Genomic DNA, 2661 nt, shown 5'->3' with positions numbered 1-2661 from the left:
GGTTGCAGCCGGAGCATACGCTTTTGGCCCAATCTCAGGTGGTCACTTTAACCCAGCCGTTTCTTTGGCACAAGCCATCAACGGTCGTATCTCATGGGTTGAATTTATTGGTTACGTCGTTGCCCAAATCATTGGTGCTTTTGCTGGTTCAGCTGTTATCTTTGGCTTCATGAAGGCCTTTGGTGCAACTGCTGCAACAATCAAGCAAGTTGGTTTTGGTCAAACAGACTACAACACACCAGTTTCATTCTTGTCAGCTACGTTGATTGAAGCATTCTTGACGTTTGTCTTTGTTTTGGTAATCTTGATGGTTACGTCAAAGAAGAACGCTGAGAACTCAGCTTTGGCACCAATGATCATTGGTTTGACGTTGGGTGCATTGATCATGCTTGGTTTGCAAGCAACGGGTGGTTCATTGAACCCAGCTCGTTCATTGGCCCCAGCCGCATTCTTTGCAATGTTCGGTTCATCAACTGCATTGACTCACATCGGTGCCTACATCGTAGGTCCTTTGCTTGGTGGTGCGGTTGCAGCCGTAATTGCTAAGTTTGGTCTTGGTTCAGAAGAAGACTAATTGTTAAATAATAAACCGCCCATGACGCGTGAACTGGTCATGGGCGGTTTTTGTATACGGTGGCGCTTAATTTAATTAGAAAAAGATTAGAATGAAGTGTTGACACTTATCATAAACTGCGTATACTTAGAAACATCAAGAAAAGGGAGGACGACGTCATGAAGAACGTGTCTGTTGAAAAATTGAATGTTATGACGTTGGTTGCCCCAATTATTATTGCGATTATTATTATTATTTCGCAGTGATGGTTGGCTTTTTGAGATGCTTGCTAGCCATGAAACTGCTACACAGTTAACATGGCTAGCCAAATTTAATTACTTTGTAAACGAGTAACGGCTAGTATTTTGCGCAGAATACTAGCCGTTTTTTTATATATTTTTGAGCTCAAACTATTACTCGTCCCACCCAAATTATAGGAGCGTGTAGGTTATGAATAAGTTTGTTAAGAATTCAGTATTGATGTCAGTTGCTTTGGTTGCAGTTGCAGGTGCTAGCACACAAGTGGCGCATGCGGCCGGTAAGGAATTGAATTGGACGTTGACGGGGGACTTGAAGACAACAGATCCTTCAAACGTAGCGGATATCCCATCACAAAATGCGGTGCAAGCCACTGGTGAAGGATTGTATCGTGTTGGTACAAGTGGACAACCAGAATTGGCGGCCGCACAATCAGTAGATGTCTCAGATGACGGGTTAACGTGGACATTTAAGTTGCGTGACAATTTAAAGTGGTCCGATGGATCACAATTAACGGCGCATGATTTTGTTTGTAGTTGGCAACGCACAAACAATCCTAAGACGGCGGCAATCGGATCGATGTTCTTTAGCGGTATCAAGAATGCGGATGCTATCCAATCAGGAAAAGTTACTGATATGAACCAATTAGGCGTGAAGGCCCTTGATGACACAACGTTGCAAGTCACGTTGGATCGGCCGTTGCCACAATTGAAAGCTGAGTTGGCGATGATGTACTTCTTCCCAGAAAAGGAAAGTTTTGTCACAGCGACTGGTAAGGCGTTCGGAACGACGGCTAAGGATTCATTAGCAAGTGGTCCATATGTCTTGAAGAAGTGGGATGGCTCAAGTTCAACATACCAATATGTTAAAAATCCTTATTACTGGGATGCCGATGCTGTTAAGACGCCAGCTGTAAATGTCACCACAACGGCAGATGCGACGACAAGTTTCAATTTGTATAATGCCGGTAAAGCTGATTTTGCGCAGTTAAATGCTACCCAAGCACGTAACTCTAAGCACAAGCATGGGTTTACGACGGTTCATACCGCAGCGACAACTTATATGACGATGAACCAAAAGAATCCAGTGTTGAAAAATGTGAAGTTGCGTCAAGCGATGTCTTATGCAGTAAATCGTGAAAAGTTGGCGAAAAACGTGCTAACGGGGGCTGCTGAACCAGCCAAGACCTTTGTGGCAAAGGGATTAACGAAGGATCCAAATACGGGTAAGGATTTTGTCGACACGGCCCACACGAAGTACGTTAGCTATAACAAAGCGGAGGCAGCTAAGTTATGGGCTGCTGGTTTGAAGGAAACGGGTAAGAAGACCGTGAAGTTGACCTTGTTAACAGGTGATACGGATGCGGCTAAGCAAACAGGACAATATCTACAGTCACAATTGGAAACGAATTTGAAGGGCTTACAAGTGAGTGTGAAGTCAGTGCCCGCTAAGCAGACTAGTGCGTTGACCAAGGCAGGAAAATTCGATTTGGGACTCTCGACTTGGAACGCGGATTACACGGACCCAGTCGATATGCTACAAACATTGGTTACGGGGGCTTCATGGAATTTGACGGGTTGGTCTGATCCCAAGTATGACGAGCTATATCGCAAGGCGACGGTCACGGATGCTAATGATAAGGCGGCACGTTACAAGGATTTGGTTGCTGCTGAACAATATGCTGAAAAGCAGGGTGCGGTTGCGCCACTGACGTACTCAAAGATCACGGCGTTACAGAATCCAGATGTTAAGGGTGTTTACGTCAATCCAGTCGGGGGAACCTTTGATTGGAAGCACGCTGAAAAGAAATAGGGGGATGATTGGATGACAAAAGATGGCACGCACATTTT

Annotated in this window: 2 protein-coding genes; both read left to right on the top strand. The window is 44.9% G+C overall.

Going from position 1 to position 2661, the window contains the following annotated elements:
• Positions 1 to 574, top strand: a 574-nt coding sequence (locus WEIDD23_RS06655) for an MIP/aquaporin family protein (protein WP_062358857.1), incomplete at its 5' end; no start/stop codon positions are given.
• 429 nt (positions 575 to 1003) lie between these two features.
• On the top strand, positions 1004 to 2623 hold the full coding sequence (locus WEIDD23_RS06650) for a peptide ABC transporter substrate-binding protein (protein WP_010375055.1): 1620 nt from the start codon (positions 1004 to 1006) through the stop codon (positions 2621 to 2623).
• Positions 2624 to 2661: the final 38 nt, after the last annotated feature.

Origin of the sequence: Weissella sp. DD23 (genome assembly GCF_001579105.1) — a bacterium.
Lineage (GTDB): Bacteria > Bacillota > Bacilli > Lactobacillales > Lactobacillaceae > Weissella > Weissella cibaria.
The sequence above is the reverse complement of the archived record's forward strand: the minus strand, read 5'-3'. Positions and strand labels throughout refer to the sequence as shown.